General features: G+C 68.0%; 18 protein-coding genes. 8 read left to right on the top strand and 10 right to left on the bottom strand.

From position 1 onward, the window contains the following. The first annotated feature begins 88 nt into the window (after positions 1-88). Genes NX784_RS00910 through lpdA form a run of 4 tightly spaced genes read left to right on the top strand, consistent with a single transcriptional unit; the run spans position 89 to position 5,125 of the window. A complete protein-coding gene (locus NX784_RS00910) occupies positions 89-1,321 on the top strand; it encodes a 3-methyl-2-oxobutanoate dehydrogenase (2-methylpropanoyl-transferring) subunit alpha (protein ID WP_258814794.1) in 1,233 nt (410 codons plus the stop codon). Between the two features lie 40 nt (positions 1,322-1,361). Beyond that, positions 1,362-2,366: an alpha-ketoacid dehydrogenase subunit beta gene (locus NX784_RS00905; RefSeq protein WP_258815068.1), complete on the top strand. Its 1,005-nt coding sequence runs from the start codon at positions 1,362-1,364 to the stop codon at positions 2,364-2,366. Between the two features lie 4 nt (positions 2,367-2,370). Further along, positions 2,371-3,720, top strand: coding sequence for a dihydrolipoamide acetyltransferase family protein (locus tag NX784_RS00900; RefSeq protein WP_258814793.1), 1,350 nt, complete (start codon positions 2,371-2,373; stop codon positions 3,718-3,720). Between the two features lie 4 nt (positions 3,721-3,724). Further along, a complete protein-coding gene (gene lpdA, locus NX784_RS00895) occupies positions 3,725-5,125 on the top strand; it encodes a dihydrolipoyl dehydrogenase (protein WP_258814792.1) in 1,401 nt (466 codons plus the stop codon). 115 nt (positions 5,126-5,240) lie between these two features. Here lpdA and NX784_RS00890 read toward each other — a convergent pair whose 3' ends face one another. Continuing rightward, a complete protein-coding gene (locus NX784_RS00890; protein ID WP_258814791.1) occupies positions 5,241-5,576 on the bottom strand; it encodes a hypothetical protein in 336 nt (111 codons plus the stop codon). A gap of 152 nt (positions 5,577-5,728) precedes the next feature. Here NX784_RS00890 and kefF point away from each other — a divergent pair, with 152 nt between their 5' ends. Both kefF and kefC read left to right on the top strand, forming a co-directional pair. Further along, positions 5,729-6,316, top strand: coding sequence for a glutathione-regulated potassium-efflux system oxidoreductase KefF (gene kefF, locus NX784_RS00885; protein ID WP_258814790.1), 588 nt, complete (start codon positions 5,729-5,731; stop codon positions 6,314-6,316). Beyond that, positions 6,306-8,114 (top strand): glutathione-regulated potassium-efflux system protein KefC, encoded by a 1,809-nt coding sequence (gene kefC / locus NX784_RS00880; RefSeq protein WP_258814789.1) that lies wholly within the window; start codon positions 6,306-6,308, stop codon positions 8,112-8,114. The genes kefF and kefC overlap by 11 nt, the downstream gene beginning before the upstream one ends. 129 nt (positions 8,115-8,243) lie before the next feature. Here the strand turns inward: kefC and NX784_RS00875 are convergent, their stop codons facing one another. The 4 genes from NX784_RS00875 to NX784_RS00860 form a co-directional block, all read right to left on the bottom strand. Next, complete coding sequence (locus NX784_RS00875) at positions 8,244-9,200, bottom strand: glycoside hydrolase family 43 protein (protein ID WP_258814788.1); 957 nt, start codon at positions 9,198-9,200, stop codon at positions 8,244-8,246. Positions 9,201-9,207: 7 nt separating this feature from the next. Then, the gene (locus NX784_RS00870; protein ID WP_258814787.1) at positions 9,208-12,009 is read right to left on the bottom strand and encodes a TonB-dependent receptor; all 2,802 of its coding nucleotides are present in this window, start codon (positions 12,007-12,009) and stop codon (positions 9,208-9,210) included. Positions 12,010-12,106: 97 nt separating this feature from the next. After that, on the bottom strand, positions 12,107-13,147 hold the full coding sequence (locus NX784_RS00865; protein ID WP_258814786.1) for a LacI family DNA-binding transcriptional regulator: 1,041 nt from the start codon (positions 13,145-13,147) through the stop codon (positions 12,107-12,109). Positions 13,148-13,222: 75 nt separating this feature from the next. Continuing rightward, positions 13,223-14,212 carry a hypothetical protein gene (locus NX784_RS00860; RefSeq protein ID WP_307735679.1) on the bottom strand — a complete coding sequence of 330 codons (990 nt, stop codon included), beginning with the start codon at positions 14,210-14,212 and terminating at the stop codon, positions 13,223-13,225. 274 nt (positions 14,213-14,486) lie between these two features. Here NX784_RS00860 and NX784_RS00855 point away from each other — a divergent pair, with 274 nt between their 5' ends. After that, the gene (locus NX784_RS00855) at positions 14,487-14,801 is read left to right on the top strand and encodes a hypothetical protein (RefSeq protein ID WP_258814785.1); all 315 of its coding nucleotides are present in this window, start codon (positions 14,487-14,489) and stop codon (positions 14,799-14,801) included. Between the two features lie 63 nt (positions 14,802-14,864). Here the strand turns inward: NX784_RS00855 and soxR are convergent, their stop codons facing one another. After that, positions 14,865-15,317, bottom strand: a complete 453-nt coding sequence (soxR, locus tag NX784_RS00850) for a redox-sensitive transcriptional activator SoxR (protein ID WP_370662898.1) — start codon at positions 15,315-15,317, stop codon at positions 14,865-14,867. A 75-nt stretch (positions 15,318-15,392) separates the two neighbouring features. Between soxR and NX784_RS00845 the strand changes: the two genes are divergently transcribed. After that, positions 15,393-15,845: an ester cyclase gene (locus NX784_RS00845; RefSeq protein WP_258814784.1), complete on the top strand. Its 453-nt coding sequence runs from the start codon at positions 15,393-15,395 to the stop codon at positions 15,843-15,845. Positions 15,846-15,848: 3 nt separating this feature from the next. On the opposite strand, the gene NX784_RS00840 is transcribed toward NX784_RS00845, so the two are convergent. Genes NX784_RS00840 through NX784_RS00825 form a run of 4 tightly spaced genes read right to left on the bottom strand, consistent with a single transcriptional unit; the run spans position 15,849 to position 20,027 of the window. Further along, complete coding sequence (locus tag NX784_RS00840; protein WP_258814783.1) at positions 15,849-16,967, bottom strand: ABC transporter ATP-binding protein; 1,119 nt, start codon at positions 16,965-16,967, stop codon at positions 15,849-15,851. 15 nt (positions 16,968-16,982) lie between these two features. After that, on the bottom strand, positions 16,983-17,810 hold the full coding sequence (locus tag NX784_RS00835) for a carbohydrate ABC transporter permease (RefSeq protein ID WP_258814782.1): 828 nt from the start codon (positions 17,808-17,810) through the stop codon (positions 16,983-16,985). Then, positions 17,807-18,712, bottom strand: coding sequence for a carbohydrate ABC transporter permease (locus NX784_RS00830; RefSeq protein WP_258814781.1), 906 nt, complete (start codon positions 18,710-18,712; stop codon positions 17,807-17,809). The genes NX784_RS00835 and NX784_RS00830 overlap by 4 nt, the downstream gene beginning before the upstream one ends. Positions 18,713-18,719: 7 nt before the next feature. Then, on the bottom strand, positions 18,720-20,027 hold the full coding sequence (locus NX784_RS00825; RefSeq protein ID WP_258814780.1) for an extracellular solute-binding protein: 1,308 nt from the start codon (positions 20,025-20,027) through the stop codon (positions 18,720-18,722). Positions 20,028-20,060 lie beyond the last annotated feature (33 nt).

Raw genomic sequence — 20,060 nt, 5'->3', positions numbered from 1 at the left:
ACGAAAATTCCCCGCGAAAACTGCCGTGCGCCGTGTTTCCGGAATTATCATGTTGCTGCCGCACACACCTTACCAAGGGGGAGCGTTTATGAGCCAGAGTCAACCTCTGTCGCTGCACGTCCCGGAGCCTACCGGCCGCCCGGGTTGCAAGACCGATTTTTCGTATCTCGACATCCATGCGGCCGGGTCCACGCCCCGGCCACCCGTCGACGTCCACTATCAGGAGACGGCCGAACTGGCCGCCGGCATGATCCGCGTGCTGGACGACGACGGCAATGCCGTCGGTCCGTGGGACCCGGGGCTGGACCGCGACACCCTGCGCTTCGGCCTGCGCACGATGATGAAGACCCGCATCTTCGACGCGCGCATGGTCATCGCCCAGCGCCAGAAAAAGCTGTCGTTCTACATGACGTGCCTGGGCGAGGAAGCCATCGGCACGGCACACGCGCTGGCGCTGCGCGACGGCGACATGTGTTTTCCCACGTACCGCCAGCAAAGCCTTCTGATGGCGCGCGAGTATCCGCTCGTCGACATGGTGTGCCAACTGCTGTCGAACGAAGCCGACCCGCTGAAGGGCCGCCAGCTCCCCGTCATGTATTCCGAGAAGGCGAAGGGCTTCTTCACCATCTCCGGCAACCTGGCCACGCAGATCCCGCAGGCCGTCGGCTGGGCGATGGCGTCCGCGATCAAGGGCGACACCAAGATCGCGTCCGGCTGGATCGGCGACGGCGCCACGGCGGAAAGCGATTTTCATACTGGCCTCACGTTCGCGCACGTGTACCAGGCGCCCGTGATCCTGAACGTCGTCAACAACCAGTGGGCGATCTCCACGTTCCAGGCCATCGCCGGCGGCGAGAGCGTCAGCTTCGCGTCGCGCGGCGTCGGCGCGGGCATCGCATCGCTGCGCGTGGACGGCAACGACTTCCTCGCCGTGTATGCCGCGTCGTGCTGGGCCGCGGAACGGGCCCGCTCGAACCTCGGCCCCACCTTGATCGAGTGGGTGACGTACCGCGCGGGCCCGCACTCGACGTCGGACGACCCGTCGCGCTACCGCCCTGCCGACGAATGGACGTACTTCCCGCTGGGCGACCCGATCGGCCGCCTGCGCCGCCACCTCATCGCCAAGGGCTGGTGGTCGGACGCGGAGCACGATGCGCTGCAGGCGGAACTGGAAGCGGAAGTCGTGGCCGCGCAGAAGGAGGCGGAACGCCACGGCACATTGATCGACGGCCGCGTGCCCAGTGCCGCGTCGATGTTCGAGGACGTCTACAAGGACATGCCCGAACACCTGCGCCGCCAACGCCAACAACTGGGGGTGTGACGTGAAGCGCGACATCGACAAGGATTTGAAAACGACCCCGATGACGATGATCCAGGCCCTGCGGTCGGCCATGGACGTCATGCTGGGGCGCGACGACAACGTGGTCATCTACGGCCAGGACGTCGGCTATTTCGGCGGCGTGTTCCGCGTCACGGACGGCCTGCAGGCGAAGTACGGCAAGCACCGCTGCTTCGACGCGCCGATCTCGGAAGGCGGCATCGTCGGCACAGCGGTCGGCATGGCGGCATATGGCCTGCGGCCCGTCGTCGAGATCCAGTTTGCCGACTATTTTTATCCGGCGACCGACCAGATCGTGTCCGAGGCCGCCCGGCTGCGCTATCGCTCCGCCGGCGACTTCACGGCGCCGCTGACGATCCGCATGCCTTGCGGCGGCGGCATCTACGGCGGGCAGACGCACAGCCAGAGCCCGGAAGCGTTCTTCACGCACGTGTGCGGGCTGCGCACCGTGATGCCGTCGAACCCGTACGACGCGAAAGGCCTGCTGATCGCGGCGATCGAGAACGACGACCCCGTCATCTTCCTGGAACCGAAGCGGCTGTACAACGGCCCGTTCGACGGCCACCACGACCGGCCCGTCGTCTCGTGGTCCAAGCATCCGAAGGGCGAAGTCCCGGACGGGTATTACACGGTCCCGCTGGACAAGGCGGCGGTGTTCCGCGAAGGGGCCGACCTCACGGTGCTCACGTACGGCACGATGGTGTGGGTGTCCGAGGCGGCCGCACAGGAGACGGGCATCGATGCCGAGATCATCGACCTGCGCACCCTGTGGCCGCTCGACCTGGAGACGGTCGTCGCGTCCGTGCGGAAGACCGGACGCTGCGTCGTCGTCCACGAGGCCACGCGCACGAGCGGCTTCGGCGCGGAACTGGCGGCCCTCGTGCAGGAGCATTGCTTCTACCATCTGGAAGCCCCGATCGAGCGCGTGACGGGCTGGGACACCCCGTACCCGCACGCGCAGGAATGGGCGTATTTCCCGGGACCGGACCGCGTGGGCGCGGCATTCAAGCGAGCGATGGAGGCCTGACCAGATGGGTACGCATGTGATCAAGATGCCGGACCTGGGCGAAGGCATCGCGGAAGTGGAAGTCGTCGCGTGGCGCGTGCAGCCGGGCGACGCCGTCGTCGAGGACCAGGTCCTGGCCGACGTCATGACGGACAAGGCGACCGTGGAGATTCCGTCGCCCGTGCACGGCACCGTCGTCGCGCTCGGCGGGAAAGTCGGTGAATCGCTGGCCGTGGGCGCGGAGCTGATCCGGCTCGAGGTCGAGGGCGCGGGCAATGCGCCGTCGTCCGCGAAGCAGGCCGCGCCGGCCGCGGACGAACCGGCCGATCTGCCGCACGGCTTCGTGCCGGAACCGGCGCGGGTGGCCGAAGCGGCAGCCAGTGTCGCGCAGGCGGCACCGGCCGTCGCGCCGCCCGCGCCGCCACCGTCGCCGCCGCCGCGCCCAGCGTCCGCCCCCGCGCGCGCGCCTGCGCCCGCACCCGCGCTGCGTGCCGCGGGCGAGAAGCCGCTCGCAGCGCCGGCCGTGCGCAAGCGCGCGTGGGACCTCGGCATTGAACTGCAATACATCGCAGGCAGCGGGCCCGCCGGACGCATCACGCACGCGGATCTCGACGCCCACGTGGCCGGGCACCGGACGGGACGCGGCGCCGGCGCCGACACGCGCTACGCGGAGCTGGACGGCGAGGAAGCCGTCCCCGTGATCGGCCTGCGCCGCAAGATCGCCGAGAAGATGCAATTGGCGAAGCGCCAGATCCCCCACTTCACGTACGTCGAGGAAGTGGACGTGACGGAGCTGGAAGCGCTGCGCGGCCAGCTGAACGCGCGCTACGGCGAGGAACGTGGCAAGCTCACGTTGCTGCCGCTGCTGATGCGCGCCGTCGTCCTGGCGGTGCGCAAATTCCCGGACGTGAACGCACGCTATGACGACCAGGCGAATATCGTCACGCGCTACCAGGCCGTCCACCTCGGCATCGCGACGCAGACGGACGCGGGACTGATGGTGCCCGTCGTGCGCCACGCGGAAGCGCGCGACCCGTGGGCATCTGCGACCGAGATCGCCCGGCTGGCCGATGCGGCACGCCAGGGCAAGGCCGCGCGCGACGAGTTGTCCGGCTCGACGATCACGATCACGAGCCTCGGCCCGCTGGGCGGCATCGTCAGCACACCCGTCATCAATCACCCGGAAGTGGCGATCGTCGGCGTGAACCGCATCGTCGACCGACCGGTCATCCGCAACGGCGGCATGGTGGCGCGCAAGCTGATGAACCTGTCGTCCTCGTTCGACCACCGCGTCATCGACGGCATGGTGGCCGCGGAATTCATCCAGACGGTGCGAGGCTACCTCGAGTCGCCGGCAACGTTGTTCGTGGAGTGAGCCCATGGCCGTGACTACCGAAAGCACCACCCTCCTCGTCATCGGCGGCGGCCCGGGCGGCTATGTCGCCGCCATCCGCGCGGGCCAGCTGGGCATCCCGACCGTGCTCGTCGAAGGCGCGGAACTGGGCGGCACATGCCTGAACATCGGCTGCATTCCGTCGAAGGCGCTGATCCACGCCGCCGACGCGTTCCACCAGGCCGCGAGCTACGCGGGCGAGTCGCCGCTGGGCATCTGCGCGGGCGCGCCCACGATCGACGTGACGCAGACAGTCGCGTGGAAGGACGGCATCGTCAAGCGCCTGACGGGCGGCGTCGGCGCGCTGTTGAAGAAGAATGGCGTGACCGTCGTGCGGGGCTGGGCGCGCATCCTGGACGGCAAGACGGTCGAGGTGCAGACAGGCGAAGATGCCCAGCGCATCCGCTGCGAACACCTGCTGCTGGCCACGGGATCAAGGCCCGTCGAACTGCCATTCCTCCCGTTCGGCGGCAACGTCGTGTCGTCGACAGAGGCGCTGGCACCGGCCACGCTGCCGGAGCACCTCGTCGTCGTGGGCGCCGGCTACATCGGCCTGGAGCTGGGCATCGCATACCGCAAGCTGGGCGCGCAGGTGACGGTCGTGGAAGCGGCGGGACGCGTGCTGCCCGCGTACGACGACGAACTGGCGAAGCCCGTGGCGGCGAGCCTGAAGCGCCTCGGCGTCGGCGTGCACCTGGAGTCCAGCGTGATGGGCCTCGCGGACGACGGCCGCGGCGTGCGCATGAAGAACGGCGGCGGCGAGGAGTCCGTGCTGGATGCCGACCGTGTGCTCGTCGCCGTCGGACGCCGGCCGCACACGGACGGCTACGGGCTGGAAAGCCTGCTGCTGGACATGAGCGGCCGCCACGTCCGCATCGACAACCAGTGCCGCACGTCGATGCGCAACGTGTGGGCCATCGGCGACCTGACGGGCGAACCGATGCTCGCGCACCGCGCGATGGCGCAAGGCGAGATGGTCGCGGAGATCATCGCCGGCAAGCGCCGTCACTTCACGCCGGCCGCGATTCCGGCCGTCTGCTTCACGGACCCGGAAGTGGTCGTCGTCGGGATGACGCCGCACGAGACGGCGACGCAGGGCGTCGACTGCATTGCGGCGAGCTTCCCGTTCTCCGCCAACGGCCGCGCGATGACCCTGGAGGCGACGGACGGCTTCGTGCGCGTCGTCGCCCGCCGCGACAATCACGTGATCGTGGGTTGGCAAGCCGTCGGCGGTGCCGTGTCGGAGCTGTCGGCCGCGTTCGTGCAATCGATCGAAATGGGGGCGCAGCTGGAAGACGTCGGGGGCACGATCCACGCGCATCCCACGCTGGGCGAGGCCGTGCAGGAAGCGGCGCTGCGGGCGCTGGGGCACGCGCTGCACATCTGACGCGACAAAGCACGGGCCGGAACACGCCACCCCGACGCGCTCCGCCCGTGCCGCGCACCAGATCGCTGGCACGCCCCCGGTCCCGGACCTGCGCCGGGCCTTGCTCGCTACCTGTCTACTTACGCGCGCGGTCTCGGTCTGTTCCGGCCTGCGCGTCGTCGTCCGACTGCCGGCTGCCCGCATTGCCTGTGCTCAGGCTGCCGATGCCCGTCAGCCCCGTCTGCAATTCGCCCGCTTCCTCGCCGACATAACCTTCGCTGTCCCGGTCCGCGTCGTTGCTCAAGAGGTCATCCGTACGGGCCCGCTGCTGGTTACCGCGCTGGCCGGACTGGCGGCCGACGTCGTCGCCCGTGCCGCCCGTGCCCAGGGTTTCGGCGCTGCTCGTGCCGTCCTTCGTCACCTGGTCGTAGTGTCGCCCTTTGGCGTCCTTGCCTTCGCTTTGCATGGACATGCGGTTCTCCATTCGTTGGCGTTGAATTCATCTTAGTCCGTGGCGTGGACGGGCCCTGTAGGCCGGCATGCGGCCGCCATGTAGGACATATCGGGCGAAAATGCAGCGAGGATATGCTATAAAACCGGGTTGCCGGACGAACAACCCGAACCATGACCGAACCGACCATCCTCGTGATCTACGCCCACCCGGCGCCGCACCGCTCGCCCATCCACCGCCGCCTCGCGGAGACGGCGCGCGCACTGCCCGGCGTGGACTTGTGCGACCTGTACGAAGCCTATCCCGACTTCGACATCGACGGCGAGCGCGAACGGGCGCGCCTCGCGGCCGCGCGCCTGCTCGTCTTCCTGCACCCGTTCCGCTGGTATGGCATGCCGGCCATCGTGAAGGAATGGATGGACGTCGTGTTGCAGCCCGGCTGGGCGTACAACGACGACAACCATACGGGCGAGTGCGCGCTGCGCGGCAAGACGTTCTGGCTCGTCACGACGACGGGCAGCGGTCCGGATGCGTACGGACCCGGCGGCCTGCACGGCCGGCCGTTCGCCGACTTCCTGCCGCCGTACGAGGCGACGGCCGCGCTGTGCGGCATGGGCTGGATCGCGCCCCTCGTCCTGCACGGCGCGGCGCAGGCGACGGCCGACGCAATCGACGCGTTCGCGGCCGAGTTCCGCCACCGGCTGGAAGGCTATGCGGGGCTCGCGGCGGCCGCCGCGGAGGAGCGCGCGCATGGAGCATAACCTGCTGCAGAACGCCGTCATCTACCTGGGTGCCGCGGTGCTCGTCGTGCCGCTGGCGAAGCGCCTCGGCATGGGCGCCGTGCTGGGCTATCTCGTCGCGGGCATCCTCATCGGCCCGTTCGGCATCCGCTTGATCGCGGACGGCGAGGACGCGCTGCACTTCGCCGAATTCGGCGTCGTGCTGCTGCTGTTCCTCATCGGCCTCGAACTGGAGCCGAGCCGCCTGTGGGCGCTGCGCCGTCCGATCTTCGGCTGGGGCGGCGCGCAAGTCGCCGGCGTCACGGCGGGCCTGTTCGGCGCCGTCCTGCTGGCCGGCATCGACTGGAAGATCGCACTGATCGCGGGCCTGGGCCTGTCGCTGTCGTCGACGGCGATCGCGCTCGCGTCGCTGGAAGAACGCAACCTGATGTCGACACCGGCCGGCCAGGCCGGCTTCGCGATCCTGCTGTTCCAGGACATCGCCGCAATCCCGATGATCGCCATCGTGCCGCTGCTGGGCGTGCCGGAATCCGCGGGTGGCGGCGGCAATGCGTGGATCGCCGCATTGAAGGTGGCGGGGGTGCTCGCGGGTCTCGTCGTCGCGGGCCGCTTCCTCATCCGTCCGCTGCTGCGCGTCATCGCCAAGACGGACGCGCGCGAGATCTTCACGGCGTTCGCGCTGCTCCTCGTCATCGCCATCTCGCTGCTGATGCAATGGGTCGGCATGTCGATGGCCCTCGGCGCCTTCATGGCCGGCGTGCTGCTCGCCGATTCCGAATACCGGCACGCGCTCGAGACGGACCTGGAACCGTTCAAGGGCCTGCTCCTCGGGCTGTTCTTCATCGCCGTCGGCATGTCCGTCGATTTCGCCGTGTTCCTCGCGCAGCCGGGGCTGGTGCTGGGCCTCGTCGCCGGCTTCCTCGTGATCAAAGTCGGGGTGCTGTACGGCCTGTCACGTACACTCCACATCGCGCGCGGCCAGCACCTGCAGTTCGCGCTGCTGCTCGCGCAAGGCGGCGAATTCGCGTTCGTCGTGTTCGGCGCGGCGGCGACGGCGCGCGTGTTCTCGCCCGAGGTGGGGTCCATCCTCGTCGTCGTCGTGGCGCTGTCGATGGTCGTCACGCCGCTCGCGCTGATAACGTACGACCGCGTAGCGGCCCGGCGCGAATGCGGCCGCAGCGAGCGCGATGCCGACCGCATCGAGCCGAACGAAGACCACGTCATCATCGCCGGCTTCGGCCGCTTCGGCCAGATCGTCGGCCGCTTCCTGAACGCGAACCACGTGCGGCTGACGGTGCTCGACCACGACCCGGACCAGATCGAGGTGCTGCGCCACTTCGGCTTCAAGGTCTTCTACGGCGACGCGACACGGCCCGACTTGCTCCGTGCGGCCGGTGCTGCGAAGGCCCGCGCCGTCGTCGTCGCCATCGACGACATCGAGGACAGCCTGCAACTCGTCGACGCCGTGCGCCGCGAATATCCCGACCTGCCCGTGTTCGCGCGGGCGCGCAACGTCACGCACTACTACCAGCTGATGGACCGCGGCGTGCAGATGATCGAGCGCGAGACGTTCGAGTCGGCGCTGCGGCTGGGCCGCACCGTGCTGACGGCGGGTCTCGGCCACAGCGCGTACGCGACGCGCCAGGCAGCCGTGAAATTCAGGCGGTACAACAAGCAGACGCTTGATACCGTCTACCCGTATTACAAGGACCGCGAGACGGCCGTGTCGGTGGCCAAGCAGGCGCGCGAGGAACTGGAAGCGATGATGTCGCGCGACCGCAAGGCGTTCGACGAGGAGACCGGTAGCGATTGGGACTAGTAGGGTGGACGGCTCCGCCGTCCACGCGTTCAACTCACGGCTGAAACGCCGCGTCGTGACCGCATCGATAAAAAACGTGGCGCGGCCGCTCACCCGCCGCTTGGACGCGTGGACGGCAAGCCGTCCACCCTACGGTGCCGCTTGAGGTGTCCAGGTGGGGCCCGGCGTGGTCGGCCTCCCGTCGACCCACTCGAGCCGGTCGATGCACATGCGCCGCCCCGTCTGCGCACGATCCCACGCGTGGTACACGATCCACGTCGTGCTGCCGTCCGGCCCCGTCGTGAACGAGTTGTGCCCCGGCCCCAGCAAGGCGCCACCCTTCGGCGTGCGCATCAGCAGCGCCTCGTGGCCGCCGTCCGGCCGCGTGTACGGCCCGAGCGGATGGTCAGCCACGACCCAGCTGACGCCATAGTTGTCGCGCTCCCAGGCGCCGCCACTGTAGAAGCAGTAATAGCGGCCGTCGTGGCACAGCACGGCCGCGCCCTCCACCGTGTGCCAGTCGTACACGCCGCCATACATCGCGCGGCCCTTGCGGAACACGTGCCAGTCTTCGTGCGGACGGACGACGATGCGCGGCTCGCCGGCCAGCGTGGTCATGTCCACGAGGCGGTCGACGACGATGCCCGTGCCCACCCGGTCGTCGTCCGTCGCATCGAGGAAGTCGACGCAATAGAACAGATACCACTGGCCGTCGGCCGCGCGGAACGGGTGGCCGTCGATGGCGAACGTCCGGTCCGGCACGAGCAGCTTGCCGCTGTCGACGAACGGGCCGGCCGGATGGTCGGCGACCGCCACGCGCAGCTTCTGGTCCGTGCCTTCCGGCTGCGACCCTGCCGAATAGTACATGTAGAAGCGGCCCTCGTGGCTCGCGACTTCCGGCGCCCAGTAATGCGTCTCGCCGATCGGCAGCAGCGCATGGCCGACCGGTTGCCACGCCACGAGGTCCGTCGAGCGCAGCACCGGTACCTGGCGACCGTCGGGCGCACCCGGCGCGGTCCCGTACGCGTAGTAGACGCCGTCGTGATGGAGCACGAACGGGTCCGCCATCACGTCGGGATACACCGGGTTGCGGTACGTCGTCGCCATGCGGGCCTCACAGCGAAAAGCGCAAACCGAGCCCGTACGTCGTCGGGTTGTAGCGGATGTCGCGCGGGATCATCGGCGAGCCCAGGTAGCTCTCGTACTTCTCGTGCGTCAGGTTGATGGCGTCGAACTGCACGGACACGTTCTTGTTGATCGCGTACGAGACGCTGAGGTCGACGTACGTGGCCGCCTTCACGATGCGGTCCATATTGAAGCGCGGTTCGGCGATCTGCTCCACGAAGCTGCCGCGGTGCGTGGCCGTCAGCCGCCCCGTGATGCCGTTGCCCTCGTACAGCAGCGCGAAGTTGTAGTTCTTCTTCGCGACGTTCGTCAGCGCAGTCGTGCGGAATTCCGTGCTCGTCGGCGAGACGAGCGTCTGGTTGTCGCCGTCGATCCACGTGTAGTTGAACTGCGCACCGAAATTGCTCCACGGGGCCGGCAGGAAGTCGAAGAATTTCTGGATGCCGAATTCCGCGCCGCGCAACGTGCCCGTGCCTGAATTCTGCGGACGCGTCACGCGATAGGTCTGGCCACCGATCGACTCGTCCGACTCCATGTTTTGCAGATAGCCGTTGATGTCGCGGTGGAACAGCGCGATCTGCGCGAAGCCGTTTTTCGGGAAATAGTATTCGAGCGTGGCGTCCGTGTTCACGGAGCGCGTCGGCCGCAGGTTGGGGTTGCCGGCGGATCCCGTGCCCGGCGCGTTGACGGTCGGTGGAATCAGCGAGAGCGCCGGGTTCAGCGACGCGAAGTCCGGCCGCGTGATCGTCTTGCCGACGGAGAGGTGCGACTGCAGGTTCTCGCGCCAGCCGACGACGGCCGCGAAGCTGGGCAGGAAGTTGTTCTCGGACGAATTCACGTCGATGGGCGTCACGACGTCGCCGATGCGGCTGTTGCCGTTCAGGTTGCGCGCGACGTGCACGTAGCGCGCGCCCACCGTGCCGGACAAATCGATGTCGCCCGCCTTCGTGTTCCAGCGCGCCGCGAGGTACACGGTGTTCGTGCTTTCCCGCTGGCCGAACGCGCGGGTCGGATCTTCGGCCGCGCGGCCCGGGGCCGCGCCGTAGAACGCGCGCACGGCGTCGGCCTGGTCGATCAGGAAGTCGCGCGACGGCGTGAGCCACGGCCCACCGAGGCGGTCGAGGCCCGGCACCAGGGCTTCGAAGCCCGGACCGAATGCATCGACGGGGTTGGCACGTACGTCGCCCGTGATGTCGCTATGGCCTTCGGCGCCGTGGAAGCTGGCGCGGTGCGTCGACAGGCGCAGACCTGCGTCGATGGCGGAGATGAAGCCGTCGCCCATGCGGTACGACACGTCGCCGCGCCACTGCGCCTGCTCGCCTTTCGAGACGCCCCAGTTCTGCACCATCCCGCGCAGCACGAACGCGCGCGGGTCGCGCAGCGCGACGGGGCTCGTCGGCGTGCTCACGCTGTTGTAGCCGCCGTGGCCGTCCGCGCCGTACGTGTAGACGCCGACGCTGGCGCCGGGAATCTGCTGGTCGACGATCACGGTGTCGTTCACGAACGTCGACTTGGTCCAGCCGAAGTTCGTGCTGCCCTTCCACGGGCCGTCGTGGTAATTCAGGCCCACGTTCAGGAAGTGCGACGTCGTGTGTTCCTTCACGCCCCACGTGGACGTGGCCGTGTACGGGTCCCAGTCGTACGGTCCGCCGAACTGCTTGGCCTGCGCGTACGCGGACTGGATCGGGCAGATGACGCCTTCCGGCGTGTTGCAGTAGCTGCCCTGCGGCGCCAGCTGGACGTTGTATAAGGTGGGCGTCCACGTCGTGATGGCGAGGATGTAGTCGACGGCGCTGCGCGCGCGGTAGCCCGTGCCGAGGTATTGCACGCTCGCTTCCAGGTTCGGATTCACCTTCCACTGCAGGGCGCCGTGGATGCTGCCGCGGTCGCGGTCGCCCGCGTTGTAGATGCCGCCCACGTTCGGCAGTTCGCCCAGGCGCGCGTCCGGTGTCAGCGGCGTCGGCGGGCCGTCGCCCAGCCGCGTGCCCACGCCGTTCGCGTCGACGGAGTGCACGTTCACCGGGCGGTCGACCCACTGCACCGGGAAGCCCCAGTGCTCGCGGTTGAACGCGACGTCGAACAGCGCGCCGATCTCGCCGTAGCTCGTCTTCCAGCGGTTGCTGGCCGCGAAGCCCATGCCGGGATTGTTCTTCGTCGGCGTCGCGCTGGACCCCGTCACCTTCTGCCGGCGGTCCTCGACGTAGCCCGTGACGTTCAAGCCCTTCAGGTCGAACGGCTGGCGCAACCGGACGTCGATGCCGCCCGCGATCCCGCCCTCGAGCTGGTTCGGCGTCGCCGTCTTGTACACGTCCAGGCCGCCGATCGATTGCACGGGCAGGTCCTGGTATTGCAGGCGGCGGCCATTCCCCGTGAAGTACTCCATGCCGTTCAACGTGGTCGTGACGTCGGGCAGGCCGCGGATGATGACCTGGCTCGTCTCGCCGCGGTCGCGTCCGACCTGCACGCCGGCGATGCGCTGCAGGGCGTCGCCGGCCGCGCGGTCGGGGAATTTGCCGATGTCTTCCGCGTTGATCGAGTCGACGACCTGTATGGAATCGCGCTTGATCGTCTCGGCACTGCGGATACTGCTGCGCAGGCCCGTGATGGTCACCTGTTGAATTTGCGCGGGTTGCGTCGGCGCGGCCGGCGTCACGGGTGCCTGCGCGGGGACTTCTGCTGGCGGGGTCGACGTGTCCGTCGTCACCTGGTTGTCGTTGGTCTGGGCGCCGGCCGCGTGGGCGCATAGCGCTAGGATGGCCGCGTACACGGGCCGTCTCTGGAACGTGGTCATGCGATTCTCCTCTCGATTATTAGTAATAATTATTATCTTGAAGCTAACGCAAATGCAGGCGCGGCGACGCACGCTTGAACACGGTCGACAGGGGGGATCAGGCCCGCGGCGGGGCCACGGAATCGCGTGCCACCAGAGGGCATTCCATCTTGATGTGGGCCTTGGCGGCGTGGATCGCGCGCACTTGCGCGATGAGAGAATCGGCCGCCCAACGGCCCATTTCGTAGTTTGGTAACAACACTGTGGTCAGCGGTGGATGCGTGTAACGCGCGATGTCCTGGTCGTCATACCCGACGACGGAGAGGTCGCGGGGCACCGCCAGCTTGCGCTCGCGCGCGGCGTCCAGAGCGCCGATCGCCATCAGGTCGTTGGCGCAGAACAATGCGGTGGGCCGTTGCGGCAACGCCAGCAGGTCGAGCGCGCGGGCATAACCGTCGGCCACCTGCCAGTCGCCGGAGCGCACGAGGGCGGGATCGTACGGGATGTCGGCCGACGACAGCGCCTGCCGGTAACCCTTCAGCCGCTCGGCCGCCGCCTCGATCCACTGCTCGCCGTTGATGAAGCCGATGCGGCGATGGCCCGACTCGATGAGGTGCATCGTCGCGGCATAGCCGCCCAGCAGCTCGCTCGGCACGACGGACGAGCGCGTGCGTTCGCGCGCGTGGCAGTTCAGCAGGACGGTGGGCGTACCGGCCAGCGCCGCCGGCACCGTCACGGCGCGCGTGAAGATCGTCGAATAAATCACGCCCAGCAACGCAGGATGCGCCAGCACGCGGGCGAACACGGCCGCCTCCCGCTCCGGGTCGCCCCGTGTGGCGAACACGGCGACGAGGCAATCGTGCTCCCACGCGGCCTCCTTCGCGCCGTCGATGGTCTGCATGGCGTGCGGGCTCGTCGTCAGCTCGTCCGTGAGGTACACGATCAGGTTGCGCGCGGTGGTTTCCGCCGCGGCGTGCGCATGGCGTTCGACGGGATAGCCGAGCTCGCGCGCGATGCGCAGCACGGCGTCGCGCGTCACCTTCGATACCTTCGCCCCGCTCATGTGGTTGATGACCAGCGACACCGTCGACTGCGAGACGCCCGCCAGCTTGGCGATGTCGGTCATCGTGGGGCGACGGGGACGCGGTGGCCTGGTCATGGGTGATTGTATTGGCAAAAGGACATCGTTCGCACAACAGTATCACTAATTATTACCTGCCGCCAGCGTTCCTCGTCAGCGCGCATGGGGACCTTCCCCGCAGCCCGCGAAATAATCGGAGAACGCGCGCACGAACCGTCCGACGTCGGCCGCGGGAAGCTGGTTGATGCCCGCCGCCGCGCGCCGGCCGCCGCCGCCAGGGAAGCCCTCGCACAACACGTTGGCGGGATGTGTGCCCGGCGCGCCCGAACGGACGCTGACGACGAACGCGCCATCGGGACACGGCGTGAGCACGGCAAAGGCGCACGTGCGCTCGGCGGCAGCGACGCGGTTGGCCAGCACGCCGGACACGCGCCGCGCCCAGCACGCCTCGGGCAGCACGTACACGGCGCCGTAGTCCCACTGCCATTGCGGCTCCAGGCCGCTCATGCGCGCGCAATCGTCGCGATACCCGTCGGCCAGCATGCGATATTCGCTTGAGGCGGCGATGAACGCGAACGGATCGGCGTACGGATGGAGCGCCCGGTACAGGGCTTCCGGCGCGACGTGCAGGTCGTCGACGCATTCGCCGTACGCGTTGTAGTTCAAGACCGTGCCCAGTTCCGCGAGCGCATCGGCCTGCGCGGCGGACAAGCCCATGCCGGCTGCCAGTACGCGCGCCGGCCCCGCCAGGTTGTCGCCGAACGCCGCCGCGACAGCCCAGGCCCGGTAGCGTCCCCCGAGGTAGCGGTCGACGAGGAGGCTCGTGCACACGGCGGGATCGTCGTCCCAGAACAGCTGCAGCCGCGGATGCGCGAACGCCTGTCGCGCCGAATGGTGGTCGAACCACGTCACGTGTGCGCCGGCGTCCAGGACAGCGCGCAGCGCCGCCGCATTGGCATCGATGGCGATGTCGAACACCGTTACTTCCGCGTCCTGGGCCGCATCGACCCGCCGGAGCAGCGCGACGTCGCGCTTGACGCCGGTGACGAGCGTGCTTTCGGCCGGATGTGCGAGACGCCACTGGTGCTGCGCGCAGATGCCGTCGGCGTCACCGTTGAAAACGTCGAAACGTCGGATGTCCATGGCTAGCGCAGGCGGTGTCCGAGACTGCCCGCGCATGGAATGTGCAACATGAATTCCCCTGTGAGCGATCCAAGTTAGGTCATCATGCAATCATTTATGACATCATAACAACTTATGCTCATGCAATGCCGAAATCAAGAGGCCGTGCCGGTGACGATTCAGCGATTCATCGACTCGAATCCACGACCGGCGACACCTGCTTCACGGTGCTTCGGGGCCAGATGACGCGGCGCTGACACAGTCTGCAATGTCGGCGGGAATAATAAGGCCACGTATGGATGAGAAACAGAGAAGTCAACTCACGCGGATGGGATGGGACATACACGGAGCCGTTGAAAGTGCGTACCTTCGCCATCCGGCCACCAGGGACGTTCCCGCCGATTGGAAGGAGAAACAGCGCTTGCTCCTGGCGGATATGGCGATCCATTTGCTGCAGACCGCGCTGAAGCCGGGCGCCATCGAACTGGATCAGTTGAAAAACAACCTCCATTCGATCCTGACACTGTCGGATCAATTCTTGCCGCATGCCGGGTTAAAAGCGGCAACCGAGAAACTGTACGCCGAAAGCCCGGTCGGCCCCGCTGTTTGACGAGCAGCGAAGACGGTCGAACGTCTTCCACGGCCTGCTCATGAAATGGCCGCCTTCGGGATGTCACAACCGCTGCGGCCCACTCCCCTGCTCCGACAACTGGTCCAGCGGATTGCGCAGCTTGCACGCCTCGATCGACAAACACCCGCAGCCGATGCAGTCGTCCAGCTGGTCGCGCAGGCGCGTGAGCTGCGCGATGCGGTCGTCGAGCTCGGCCCGCCACAACCGGGACAGGCGGCTCCAGTCGGCCTTCGTCGGTGTGCGTTCTTCCGGCAGCGATGCCAGCGCGGCGCTGATTGCGGCAAGCGGAATCCCGATGCGCTGCGCCACCTTGATGACGGCCACGCGGCGAAGGACATCGCGTCCGTAACGCCGCTGTCCACCCATGCTGCGCACGCTGCGAATGAGGCCTTTCGATTCGTAGAAATGCAGGGCTGACACCGCCACGCCGCTGCGCCGCGCCACCTCGCCCACCGTCAATGGCCGCCCGATGTCGGCCGGATCGATTTTTGCCACTTTTTCCTCTTGACCTCAAGTTAACTCGAGGTTTTACACTGCTTTCCGTCGCTACGCAACCACGAGGAGACCCGCATGAACAAAGCCGTGAGCACCGTCGACATGAACAAGGCCCTGGTCCGCGCGCTGTACGAAGACTGCATCAACGGGCGCGACCTGGACAGGCTGGACACGCTGATCGGTGCCGATTTCGTCGGCGCCCGCGGCGAACGTGGCCCGCGCGAATTCCGCGCGACGATCGAAGCCGTTCTGACCGGATTTCCCGGCGTGCGCTTCGACGTGCATGACCTGTTCGGCGAGGCCGACAAGGTGGCCGCGCGCTGGACGTTCCGCGCCGTGCACGGTGGCCGCTTCGCCGGCCTGCCGCCGAGTCGGGCGGAGGTCACGCAGGAAGGGAACGTGATCTACCAGCTGCGCGACGGGCAGATCGTCCGCGCCTGGCTGCAGGCGGACCGCCTGGGCGTGCTGCAGCAGATCGGCGTGGTGCCGCAGACGTTCGCCCAACCGGCCGAGCCGCGCCCGATCTGACGGTCAGGACGCGGTCGTGGCGCGCTCGCGCAGCATGGGCAGCGCGGCGCCCTGCCCGTCGAACAGCCACGCGCGGGCCGGATCGAAGCGCAAATGGACGGGCGCCCCCGGCGCGGGCAGCGGCACGTCCGGCGGGCATTTTGCAGCGACCATCCCCTCGACGCCGTCGACCTGGACGTAGGCCAGCGTGACGTCGCCCAGGTATTCGGCCAACGCGAGGCGGCCGGGAATGCCCACACCACCAGCCGTGTCCAGGCGCAGATGCTCGGGCCGCACACCCAGCGTGAGCGCAGCGCCGGGTTGTGCCGCGCTCGCGTCGGCGGCGACGTGGACGATGCCGCCACCCGGCACGCGCACGGCCGCGAGACCGTCGGCCTGCCCGTCCAGGGTGGCTGGAAACGCGTTCATGCGGGGCGAGCCGAGAAAGCCGGCCACGAACAGGTTCGCGGGCCGCTCGTACAGTTCGAGCGGCGTGCCCACCTGCTCGATGCGGCCGCCGTTGAACACCACGATCTTCTGGCCGAGGGTCATCGCCTCGACCTGGTCGTGCGTCACGTAGATCATCGTCGCGCCCAGTTCCTTGTGCAGGCGCGCGAGCTCCACGCGCGTCTGCGCGCGCAGCGCCGCGTCCAGGTTCGACAGCGGTTCGTCGAACAGGAACACTTCCGGCTTGCGCACGATGGCGCGGCCGATCGCCACGCGCTGGCGCTGGCCGCCGGACAAGGCCTTCGGCTTGCGGTCCAACAGGTGCCCGATCTGCAGGATGTCGGCCGCGCGCTGCACGCGCTCGCGAATCTGCGCCTTCGGTACCTTCGCCAGATTCAACGCGAACCCCATGTTCTCCGCGACGGACATGTGCGGGTACAGCGCGTAGCTCTGGAACACCATCGCGATGCCGCGTCGCGCGGGCTCGATCGTGTTGCTCACGACGCCACCCAGCTCCAAGGTGCCGTCCGTGATGTCTTCCAGGCCCGCGATCATGCGCAGCAACGTCGACTTGCCGCAGCCGGACGGTCCCACGAAGACGACGAACTGGCCGTCGTCGATGTCGAGGTCGACGCCCTTGATGACGGGGTTGTCCCCGTAGGTCTTGCGGATGCCGCGCAGCCTCACCGATGCCATAAGATCACCTGCTCCTTATCCTTTCAAGCCGCTCGCCGCGAGGAAGCCCTGCGTCACGCGGCGCTGGAACAGCACGTACGCGAGCGCCACGGGCGACGCGCCCAGCAGCGCGGCCGCCATCAGCTGGGCGTAGCGCACGCCGAACGCGTCGTACGTCTGCGTGAGGCCCAGCGGTATCGTCATCATATCGTTCGACGTGACAATGATGAAGGGCCACAGGAAGTTGTTCCACGCGGCGATGAACGTGACGATCGCCATCGCCCACACGATGTTGCCCGAGATCGGGAGGTAGACGCTCCACAGCACGCGCAGCGGCCCGGCGCCGTCCATCACGGCGGCCTCGCGGAAGTCGGCCGGGATCGCGTCGAAGAACTGCTTGAACACATAGATCACGACCGGCGACACGACCTGCGGCAGCACGATGCCGGCGTACGAATTGATGAGCCCCAACTGGTGCATCGTGCGGAACAGCGGCACGAGCAGTGCCTCGAACGGCAGCAGGAAGCCCAGCATCGCGATGCCGAACACGATGCCGCGGCCCTTGAAGCGCAGCTGCGAGAACGCGTACGCGGCCATCAGGCTGACGGTCATCGTCACGACGGTCACCAGCAGCGCGACGATGAAGCTGTTCAGCAGCCAGCGCACGACGTTGCCGGCGCCCAGCGTCTTGCGGTAGGCGTCCAGGGTCCACGTCTGCGGCAGCCAGTGGAAGCGTGTCGCCACCGTCTCCAGCTCCGGCCGCAGCGACGTGGACAGCGCCCACAGCAGCGGAAACGCCCACAGCGCCGCGAGCACGACGGCGCACAACGCGCCCGCGACGGTCCAGAACGACGTCGGCTTCATGCGTCCCTCCGCGCCAGCCACTTGACGATCCAGGCCTGTACCAGCGACAGCAGGACGACGATGGTGACGAACGCCATCGCGATCGCCGCCGCGTAGCCGGCATCGCTCTGCGTGAACGCCGTCTCGTACATATAGTGCAGCGCGACGCGGGTCGTGTTGAACGGGCCGCCGCTCGTCAGGATATAGGTCTGGCCGAACACCTTCAGCGACGCGATCAGCTGCAGGATCGCGGCGGTGGATACGACGGGGCGCAGCGCCGGCCACGTGATCGTGCGGAACAAGGTGAAGCCGCGCGCGCCGTCCAGCGCCGCAGCCTCGTACAGCTCTGCCGGGATGTTGCGCAGGCCCGCGAGAAACAGCAGCACGTTGAAGCCGACCGTCCACCAGATCGTGCCGATGGCGACGGCCGGCAGCGCCCAGTGCGGATCGGCGAGCCACGCGCGTTCGCCGCCGAGCACGTGGTTGACGACGCCGGACGACGGCTGCAGCATCCAGTCGGCGATGAGGGTCATGACGGAGATCGGCAGCACGAACGGCAGGAAGAACGCGGCCTGCAGCCAGCCTTGCACGCGCGTGAAGCGGTCGACGAGCATCGCCATTAACAGGCCGAGGGCGCACAGCGGGATCACGGTCAGCAGCGCGAAATAAAAGGTGTTGCCGACCGAGTCCCAGAACGACGGGTCGTTGAGCAGCGTGTGATAGTTATCCAGGCCGACGAAGGCATTCGTGCGCGTCAGGCTGCTTTCCGTCAGGCTGAGCCAGAGCGTCTCCAGCGCCGGCACGAAGAAGAACAGGCCGAACGCGGCGAGGAACGGCGCCAGCAGCAGCCAGGCGGGCAACGTGTCGCGCCTGGCCGTCGTGGCGCCGGTGTGCGGGGCGAGTGGTGTTTCGTCTCGGCGCATGCGGACCTCAATAACGGGGCGGACGCTTGCGCACGAGGCGCGCCGCTTCCGTCTCGAACCGGTGTACGGCCTGCGCCGGTGTCATGTAGCCGTACAGCGCGGCCGGCAGGAATTTCGACGCGATGGCTTCCAGCGGCCCCGCTGCCCCCATGTACCAGCCATCCGGGTCGTACACGGCGTCGTTCGCGGCCTGTATGTATAGCGCGTTCGGCATCAGGCTCTTCGCCGCGGGCGATTCCGCCACCGGCGCGTAGGCGGGGATGTGGCCGCCCTGCGCCCACCCCAGCGAGTGCTGGCTGACGTAGGCGACGAAGCGAAGGATGGCTTGCACTTTCGCAGGCGTGGGCTCGAGACCGGGGTTCGCAGGCAAAGCGAACGCGTGCGAATCGGCCCACGTGGAGGCGTTCGCATACATCCTCGGCAGCGGCACGATGCCGTACTCGAAGCCCAAGGTGCCCGCCTTCGTCGCACGCACGAGTTCCGGCACTTCCCACACGCCATTCAGCATGAATGCGGCATTGCCGCCCATGAACTGGCTCGTCGAGGCCGGATAATCGAGGCCGGCCTGCGCATAGCCGCGTGTGAACCAGTCGCTGATCTGGGCAAGCGTCGCCGCGCCCGCCTGGCCGTACGTGAAGCGGCCGTTCGCGATGATGGTCACGTTCTGCTGCGCGAGCATCGCGAGCCACAGGCGCCAGATGGCGTACGAACTCTGGCTGCTCTCCATGGTCAGGCCGCGCCGCCCAGTGCGCTCCGTGGCGGCCCGGAACGCGGCCGTCAATTCAGCGATGCCATCGAGCGGTTTCAGGTTGCCCGCGGCGTCCAGCAGGCCGGCCTGGCTGGCGAGCGTCTTGTTGTAGTACAGGACGAGCGGATGCACGTCGAGCGGCACGGCATATGTCCGCCCTTCGTACTGCGCCTTGGCCCATTGGCGCGGCAGGTAATCCTGGCCGCGCAGGCCGGCGGATGCCAGCTCGGCGGGCGAAACGGGCCGCAGCACGCCGCCGCCCGCGAGGTTGACGATGCGCGACAGGTGGATGGTCGCCACGTCCGGTCCGGCACCCACGACCGATGCCGTGATCAGCTTCGTATAAAAGGGTTCGCCCCATCGCAGGGTCGTGCTGACCACGCGCACGTCGCGCTGGCTGGCGTTGAAGTCGTCGACCAGCGCCCGCATGCGCGCGCCGTCGCCGCCCGAAAGCAGCGTCCACATCCTGACTTCGACCTGCGCCCGCGCGGGGGCGCTACCGCCCGCCAGCACGAGGATCAGGGTCGCAAGCAGCGCGGCGGCGCGCGGGAATCCGCGTCGCGCCACGTCGTCTCCTTGTCGTTCGTTGGGTGGAGCGCG

The sequence above is a fragment of the Massilia pinisoli genome, from assembly GCF_024753285.1.
GTDB lineage: Bacteria > Pseudomonadota > Gammaproteobacteria > Burkholderiales > Burkholderiaceae_D > Telluria > Telluria pinisoli.
Note: the sequence above shows the minus strand (reverse complement) of the source record. Positions and strands in the feature narration are given on the sequence as shown.